Below are 7,857 nucleotides of genomic sequence, written 5' to 3' on the forward strand. Positions count from 1 at the left end.
GTGTAGAGCCGGGCGACGGTGTGCAGCAGCACCGCCCAGTCGTCGTGCTTGGGCCGCAGGCTCGGCGCCAGCAGGGCCTCCCCCGCCGGCAGGTTGTCGCTGATCATGCCGAGCAGCGTCGGCGCGGGTCCCATCTCGACGAAGGTGCGGTAGCCCAGCTCGCGCAGCGTGTCGATGCTGGCCGCGAAGCGCACCGGCTGGCGGGCGTGCCGGCACCAGTAGTCGGCGTCCGGGGCGCTGTCCCACGGCCACAGCTCACCGGTCAGGTTCGCCACGAGCGGGATGCGCGGCGGGGTGAACGTCACCGCGTCGGCCGCCGCGCGCAGGCCCGGCAGGATCGGCTCGATCAGCGGCGAGTGCGACGAGGTGGTGATGTGCAACTGCTTGGTCTTGACCCCGCGCCTGTCGAACTCGGCGCAGATCCGCGCCAGCGCCTCCCGCTCACCGGAGATGGAGGTGGTGCCGGGGCCGTTGACCGCGGCGACGGACACCCGGTCGGCGTACCCGGCGATCACCTCGGCGACCTCGGCCTCGGCGGCGAAGACGGCCACCATCGCGCCGTTGCCGTTCAGCTCCCACATCAGCCGGCCGCGTTCGACGACCAGCCGCAGCCCGTCCTCCAGGCTCATCATGCCGGCCACGCAGGCGGCCACGTACTCGCCGAAGCTGTGCCCGAGCACCGCCACCGGCTCGACGCCCCAGGAGCGCCACATCTGCGCCATGGCGTACTGCACCGCGAACAGCGCCGGCTGCGAGTAGGTCGTGCGGTAGACCAGGTCGGAGTCCGGGTCGGCCGGGTAGATCACGTCCAGCAGCGGGACGTCCAGCAGCGGCCGCAGGATCTCGTCGCAGCGGTCGACGGCCTGCCGGAAGGTGGGCTGCGTCTGATAGAGGGCGCGGGCCATGCCGACGCGCTGCGGGCCCTGCCCGGTGAAGAGGAAGACCACGTCGTCGCTGCCGGCCTCGCCCACCACCGGCAGGTCGCCGGGCAGCCCGTCGACGAAGTCGGCGAGCTGGTCGGCGACCTCCCGGGCGGACGCGCCGACGGCGGCCAGGCGGTGCGGGAAGTGGGCCCGTCCGGTGCCGGCCGAGAAGCAGACGTCGGCCAGCGCCGCGCCCGGGTCGGCGGACAGCCGCTGCTGGTAGCGCCGGGCCAGCTCCAGCAGCCCGTCCGGCGTCCGGGCCGACAGCGGCAGCACCGAACGGGGCCGCTCCACCGCCGGTTCCGACGGTACGGCCGGCGGCTCGGGCGCGGCCTGCACGATCAGGTGGGCGTTGGTGCCGCTGAACCCGAAGCTGCTCACCCCGGCCACCGGCCGCTCGGCGACCGCCGGCCAATCGCTCAACTCGGTCGGCACCGCGAACGTGGTGCCGGCGAAGGAGATGTGCGGATTCAGCTCGGTGAAGTGCACGTTCGGCGGGATCGCGCCCTTGTGCAGGGCGAGCACCACCTTGATCAGCCCGACGATGCCGGAGGCGGCCTCGGCGTGGCCGACGTTCGTCTTCGACGACCCCAGGTAGACCGGTGCGCCCTCCTCCCGGCCGTACACCTCGGCCAGCGCCTCGACCTCGATCGGGTCGCCGAGCGTGGTGCCGGTGCCGTGCGCCTCGATGTAGGAGACCTGCTCGGCGGCGACGCCGCTAGCCGCGAGCGCCCGGCGCAGCACGTCGCGCTGCGCCACCCCGTTCGGGGCGGTCACCCCGGAGCTGCGACCGTCCTGGTTGACCGCGCCGCCGCGGATCACCGCGAGCACCTGGTCGCCGTCGCGTACCGCGTCGGTCAGACGCTTGAGCACGACGATGCCGCAGCCCTCGCTGCGGACGTAGCCGTTGGCGCGGGCGTCGAAGGTCTTGCACCGGCCGTCCGGGGCGACCATGCCGGGGAACTGGGAGAAGGCCACGCTGGGCAGCGGCGACAGGACGACGTTCACCCCGCCGCCGAGGGCCAGGTCGCACTCGCCGGACCGCAGGCTCTGCACCGCCATGTGCACCGACACCAGCGAGGAGGAGCAGGCGGTGTCCACCGCCACGCTCGGGCCGCGCAAGTCGAAGACGTACGAGATCCGCCCGGTCACCACGCTGTGCGCGGTGCCGGTGCTGGCGTAGGCGGTGATGTCCTCCAGCCCGGGGAAGTTCTCGGTGGCGAAGTCGTTGCTGCACACGCCGAGGAACACCCCGGTACGGCTGCCGGCCAGCGCGGTCGGCGCCTTCCCGGCGTTCTCCAGCGCCTCCCAGGACACCTCCAGGGCGAGCCGCTGCTGCGGGTCCATGGCCAGCGCCTCGCGCCGGGAGATGCCGAAGAACTCGTAGTCGAAGTGGTCGACGCGGTCCAGGAAGCCGCCCCAGCGGGTCCGCATCTTGCCGGGCTGCTGCGGTTGCTCGTCGTAGAACTCGTCGACCGGCCAGCGGTCGGCCGGGATCTCCGCGACCGCGTCGACGCCGTCGCGCAGGATCCGCCAGAAGCTCTCCGCGTCGACCGCGCCGCCGGGGAAGCGCAGCCCCATGCCGACGACCGCGACGGGCTCGGTCCGGCCGCGCTCGTACTCGGCGAGCTGCCGCTGCATCCGCTCCATCTGCAGGTAGGCGCGCTTGAGCGTGGAGTTCGGCGCCTGCGCCTGCTGCCCGGTCGTGGTCATCCCTGACGCCCTTCCTCGATCTGGTTGAGCTTGGCCAGCAGGAGCGCCTCGACGTCGTCGTCGGAGAGCTGCTCCAGGTCGGTGGCCGGGTCGTCGGTCCCGGCGGCCGGTGTCGCGCCGGGCGCGGTCGCCGGGCCGGTCCCCGCCGGGGAGACGTCGGCGTCCGGCCCGGCCTCCAGCGCCACGTCCATCCGCTCGGCGAGGTGCGGTACGAGCGCGTCGATGGTCGGGAAGCGCCACGCGAGCGTGGCGGACAGTTCGACGTCGAGCGACGTCTCCAGCCGCTTGCGCAGCTCCAGCGACATCAGCGAGTCGAAGCCCATGTTCGCCAGCGGCGAGGTGACGTCGACCCGGTCGGCGTCCACCTTGAGCACCCGGGCCACCTCACCGGCGACGTGCCCGGTGAGCAGGGCGCGCCGGCGGCGGCCCGGCTCGACGGTGAGCAGCCGCCGGCGTACCTCGCCGGAGCGCGCCCGGCCCTCGGCCGTGCGCGGGGTGTCCACCGCGACCAGGTCGGCCAGCAGCGCGGGCACGAGCCCGCCGGCCGCGGCCGTGCGGAGCCGGTCGAGGTCCAGCGGCAGGACGGCCGCCTGCGCCGCCGGGGTCCGCACCAGCCGGTCCAGCGCCTCGATGCCGTCGCGTGGGTCGATGCCGACGATGCCCTGCCCGGCGAGCTGGCCGCCACGGTCCGGGCGGGCCGCCCGGCCGGACCCGGACCCGGGCCCCCAGTTGACGCTCAGCGCGGCCCGTCCCTGCGCCCGGCGCCGCTGCGCGTGCGTGTCCAGGAACGCGTTCGCGGCGGCGTAGTTGGCCTGGCCCGGTGAGCCGAGCAGCGCGGCGGCCGAGGAGTAGAGGACGAAGAAGTCGAGGTCCCGGTCCAGGGTGGCCCGGTGCAGATGCCAGGCGCCGTCCACCTTGGGCGCGGCCACGGCCCGGAACCGGGCCCGGTCGAGCTGCAGCATCAGCCCGTCGTCCAGCACACCGGCGGCGTGCACGACGCCGGCCAGCGGCGGCATCGTCCGGTCGAGGTCCGCCAGCACCGCCGTGACGTCCTCGTGGCGGGCGATGTCGGCCTGCCGGACCTGGACCTCGACGCCCTGCCCGCGCAACTCGTCGAGGACCTGCCCGGCGTACGCCGAGGGCCGGCTGCGGCCGAGCAGCGCCAGGTGCCGCGCGCCGCGACCGGCCAGCCAGCGGGCGGTCTCCAGGCCGAGAGCGCCGAGACCACCGGTGATCAGGTACGTGGCGGCCGGCCGGACCGGGACCTCCCCCGGCGGTACGGCGGCCACCTCGTGCCCACCGGGCCGCAGCACGATCTTGCCGGTGTGCCGGGCCTGCGCCATGAGACCGAACGCCGCCGCCGCGTCGGCGTAGTCGAGGTCGGAGGGCCCGGTGGACGCCGCCGCCGACCGGTCACCCGCCGCCGCGTTCCAGCGGTGCCGGGGGTACGACCCCAGGAACCGCACGTCGGCGCAGACCCGGCGCAGCCCCTGCAACGCCTCGCCGAGGCGTACGTCGGCGACGTGCCCGGCACAGTCCAGGAAGAACACGTACCGGCCGAGCGCCTCACCGGTGGGGCGGGACTCGATGCGGGTCATGTTCACGCCCCGCACCGCCAGTTCCATGAGCACCGCCAGCAGCGCGCCCACCCGGTCGTGCGCGATGTAGACGGCCAGCGAGGTGAGGTCGTCACCGGTCGGCGGCGGAGGCGGCCCGGGGCGGGACACCAGCGCGAAGCGGGTCACCGCGTCCGGGTGGTCGGCGATCTTGTCGGCGAGGACCGCCAGCCGGTGCCGGGTCGCGCCGATCGGGGCGCAGATGGCGGCGTCGTACTCGCCGCTCGCCGCGCCGGCCGCTGCGGCGCCGTTGGAGAGCACGTCGACAACTGTGGCGTCGGGCAGGTGCTCGCGCAGCCAGCCCCGGCACTGGGTGGACGCCTGCGGGTGGGCGGCCACGCCGCGCACGTCGGCGAGCGTGGTGCCGGGCCGGGCGGCGAGCACGAACTCCACCGGCAGGACGACCTCGCGGGTGATCACCAACGGGTCGCCCTCGGCCAGCTCGTCGAGCGTCACGCCGACGGCGCCGCCGATGGAGTTCTCCAGCGGCACCAGGGCCGCATCCGCGTCGCCGGCGCGTACCGCGTCGAGCGCCTCGCCGACGCTGCGCGCCGGTGTGCGCTCCCCGCGTTCGGCGGCGGGCACCGTTCGCAGGGCCTGTTCGGCGAAGGTGCCCTCGGGGCCCAGGTAGACGAAGCGGGTCGGCGGTGTTCCCGGCATGCCGACCAGCCTACGCACCCGGCGTGCCGTCGCAGGCCAGGGTACGGATGCCGGGCGGCGCGAGGGTCCGCACCTCGACGCCGCACACGTCCGTCCCGGCCGTCACCAGCGTCGGCGTGCCGCTGCCGCCCCGGGTGACGACCTGCAGCTCCTCGTGTCCGGCGACCGCCAGCACGGTGTACTGCCACCCTTCGGCGCAGAGCGGACCGGTGGCCACTGTGACCCGGACGTCGCGGGGCAGCACTCCGGCGGACCCGCGCAGCAGCGCGACGATCCGGTCGCCGGACGGCCGGCCCCGGCACGGCGTCGCCGTCACCGGCGTGGACGGGGAGAGCACGGGCGCGGACGGTGTGACAGGTGCCACCGTCGTGGCGCTCGGGGTGGGCGTGGCGGACGTCGACGGGACCGGCGCGGGCGTGGCGACGGCGGGCGGCGTGCGCAGCTCGGGCGGCGCGCCGCAGGCGGCGAGGGCGAGCACCGCCAGCAGCGCCAGTGGGCGGTGCCGGCGACCGGGGTGGGGGGTGCGGAGCACGGTGGGCGTCCTCGGCATCGAGGGATGTCGTCGTACGGCGGGGGCCGAGCCCATCGTAGGAGGAGGCCGGGCCCGGGTGGAAGCGTGCCGGTCAGACCGCGGAGAGGAAGGTGAGCGAGCCGGCCACCACGCCGTCGGTGAGCACCGGGGTGGAGATCGCGTCGACCGTGCGGCCGGCGTCGGAGTTGGGGCCCTGCACGCGGAGCAGACCCCGGGCGAGTCGCCCGGAGTGCAGCGCGAGCAGCGGCGGGATCTTGTCGGTCTCCTGCTCGGTCAGCTCGCTCGGGCTGGCCGTGAAGTCCACCAGGCGCAGGCCGCCCTCCAGCAGCGGCAGGCCGATCACGTCCCCCGGCGCGCCCAGGCAGAGCAGCGCGCAGCCGGACGAGGAGATCGCCACGACCGTGGTGCCGGCGTCGATCAGCAGGCACGGCTCGGCGGCTCGGGAGACCATGCCGGACCACTGCCCGAAGTTGTCGGACTCCTGCTCGGTGGAGCCCGCCGGGGGCGCGAACACGTCCGAGAGTGAGAGTTCGACGTGGGCCACCGCGCCTCCTATGTACACCGACGGTCTGTCCACGCTAGCCGGTCGGTGCGGCGGGAGCATCGGCTGCCGGGCGGCCGGCGACGACGCGGACCGACGGAACCAGTCGGGGGCGGAGCCGGGGGCCGCGTGGCGTCGCCGGAGACGTTACCGGCGGGCGGCCCGCTTGTCAGCGGCCGTTCGGCCCTCGTCGTACCACCGGTAGTCGGCGGTTGGACGGTACGTGCCGTTGAACCACGTCGACGGCGCCTGGGCCACGCGGGACAGCTTCTCGGCGGTGGCCGGGCTGATCCGGTTCCCGCCGGCCACGAGCAGGCGGTCCAGCTCCCGGTGGGTGGCCATGAGGCAGTCCTTCGGCAGCCCGTAGACGCTGATCACGCCGGAGCCGACGAACGTCAGCACCGGCGTGACCGGGATCGGCAGGCCGACCGCGTCGGAGAGGGCCTTGCTGGCCCGCTTGGCGTCCCGGCGCGCCTCCGCCACGTACGGCGGGCGCTTGCCGTTGATCTGCACGACGTCACCGGCGACGAGCACGCGCGCGCGGCCGTGGTCGGCGATGGTGACCGCGAACAGGCCGCTCGGGCCGATGGCCAGGAACCCGGCCCGGTCGTCGCGGACGCGGTCGAGCAGCATGTCGGCCGGGTCCGTCCGGGGCCACTCGATGACGTGCCAGGCGGGCCCGAGGTGGTCGAGCTGGCCGAGGGCGCGGGCCCCGGCGGCTTCCAACCGGCGGGCCCCCCGCTCCGCCCGGCGACGCCGGGCCCACTCCAGTGGAGTCGGTCGGGCCGGTTCGAGCACCGACGTGGGCTCGACCCGGGTGTGCGGCACCGTGCGGGGCGGCAGTGCCCTGCTCGGTACGGCTCGACGAGCGGGAAAGACAGTCATCGCGACCTCCGGCAAAAGGTCTCTCGAAGTTATGTCTCCACTACCCTACGTTGCGCCCCCGGGGGCTCGGCAAGCCGGGGCGCCGGAGTGAGTGTGGATGAATGCCATATTCATCCACGCTTCTTTTCCGAATGGTGCGCAAGCCTGCCCTAGGCTGCGGGGGTGACCCACTATGTGGACAGCGAAGTCGCCCGGCTCGGGACGGTGTTGCTGCACCGCCCGGGACCGGAACTCGCCCGCCTCACCCCACGCAACAACGACTCGTTGCTGTTCGACGCCATCCCATGGGTGGGACGGGCGCAGGAGGAGCACGACGCGTTCGCGGCGGCGCTGCGGTCCCGCGGGGTCGAGGTGCTCTACCTGGCCGACCTGCTGGCCGAGACGCTCGCCGTGCCGGACGCCCGGGCCGAGCTGACCGATCAGGTGCTGCGGTCCCGCCGGCTCGGCCACACACTGCGGCGCCGGGTCGCCGACCACCTGGCGTACCTGGACCCGGCCGGGCTGGCCGACGTGCTGATCGCCGGGCTCGCCCACGAGGAGTTGCGCGTCGGCGGCGACCGCCCCGGCGGTCTCGTGTGGACCCTGATGGACCGGCACGACTTCGTCATCGATCCGCTGCCGAACCTGCTGTTCACCCGCGACTCGTCGGTGTGGATCGGGGACCGGGTCGGTGTCACCAGCCTGGCCATGCCGGCGCGGCGGCGGGAGACCACGCTCACCGACGCGATCTACCGCTACCACCCCCGGTTCGTCGGCACCGAGTTCGTCTACCACCCGCGGCTGGAGCATCTGGAGGGCGGCGACGTGCTGCTGCTCGCCCCGGGGGTGCTCGCCGTCGGCGTCGGTGAACGCACCACCCCGGCCGGCGCGGAGCGGCTGGCCCGGCAGGTGTTCGCCGCCGGCCTGGCGCACACCATCCTGGTGGTCCCGATCGCGCAGGAGCGCGCCACCATGCACCTGGACACGGTCTGCACGATGGTCGACACC

At 74.5% G+C, this 7,857-nt stretch carries 6 protein-coding genes and 1 pseudogene; 1 reads left to right on the forward strand and 6 read right to left on the reverse strand.

Translation table 11 applies throughout. The annotated features are described in order from the left end of the window. The 6 genes and pseudogenes from KBX39_RS16695 to KBX39_RS16715 form a co-directional block, all read right to left on the reverse strand. On the reverse strand, positions 1-2,636 hold a 2,636-nt coding region (locus KBX39_RS16695; RefSeq protein ID WP_210871426.1), incomplete at its 3' end, for a type I polyketide synthase. Continuing rightward, complete coding sequence (locus KBX39_RS33375; protein WP_247660289.1) at positions 2,633-3,979, reverse strand: beta-ketoacyl reductase; 1,347 nt, start codon at positions 3,977-3,979, stop codon at positions 2,633-2,635. The genes KBX39_RS16695 and KBX39_RS33375, both read right to left, overlap by 4 nt. A gap of 12 nt (positions 3,980-3,991) precedes the next feature. Continuing rightward, positions 3,992-4,912 (reverse strand): annotated as a pseudogene (gene pheA, locus KBX39_RS33380) (prephenate dehydratase); the annotation flags it as partial. Positions 4,913-4,922: 10 nt separating this feature from the next. Then, positions 4,923-5,462, reverse strand: coding sequence for a hypothetical protein (locus tag KBX39_RS16705; RefSeq protein ID WP_064448084.1), 540 nt, complete (start codon positions 5,460-5,462; stop codon positions 4,923-4,925). A gap of 73 nt (positions 5,463-5,535) precedes the next feature. Next, entirely contained in the window at positions 5,536-5,988 is a 453-nt protein-coding gene (locus KBX39_RS16710; protein ID WP_030499431.1) for a hypothetical protein, read from the reverse strand. A gap of 144 nt (positions 5,989-6,132) precedes the next feature. Then, the gene (locus KBX39_RS16715; RefSeq protein ID WP_043330823.1) at positions 6,133-6,870 is read right to left on the reverse strand and encodes a hypothetical protein; all 738 of its coding nucleotides are present in this window, start codon (positions 6,868-6,870) and stop codon (positions 6,133-6,135) included. Positions 6,871-7,032: 162 nt separating this feature from the next. Here KBX39_RS16715 and KBX39_RS16720 point away from each other — a divergent pair. Beyond that, positions 7,033-7,857: arginine deiminase family protein (locus KBX39_RS16720; protein ID WP_210871430.1), on the forward strand; the 825-nt coding region annotated here is incomplete at its 3' end.

Source organism: Micromonospora sp. D75 (assembly GCF_018070405.1).
Classification (GTDB): domain Bacteria; phylum Actinomycetota; class Actinomycetes; order Mycobacteriales; family Micromonosporaceae; genus Micromonospora; species Micromonospora chalcea.

What these genes read in the sequence shown, in the direction of transcription:
- KBX39_RS16705 (WP_064448084.1), bottom strand. Translation starts at nt 5,462, where the DNA reads ATGCCGAGGACGCCCACCGTGCTCCGCACCCCCCACCCCGGTCGCCGG.
- KBX39_RS33375 (WP_247660289.1), bottom strand. Translation starts at nt 3,979, where the DNA reads ATGGCGCAGGCCCGGCACACCGGCAAGATCGTGCTGCGGCCCGGTGGG.
- KBX39_RS16715 (WP_043330823.1), bottom strand. Translation starts at nt 6,870, where the DNA reads ATGACTGTCTTTCCCGCTCGTCGAGCCGTACCGAGCAGGGCACTGCCG.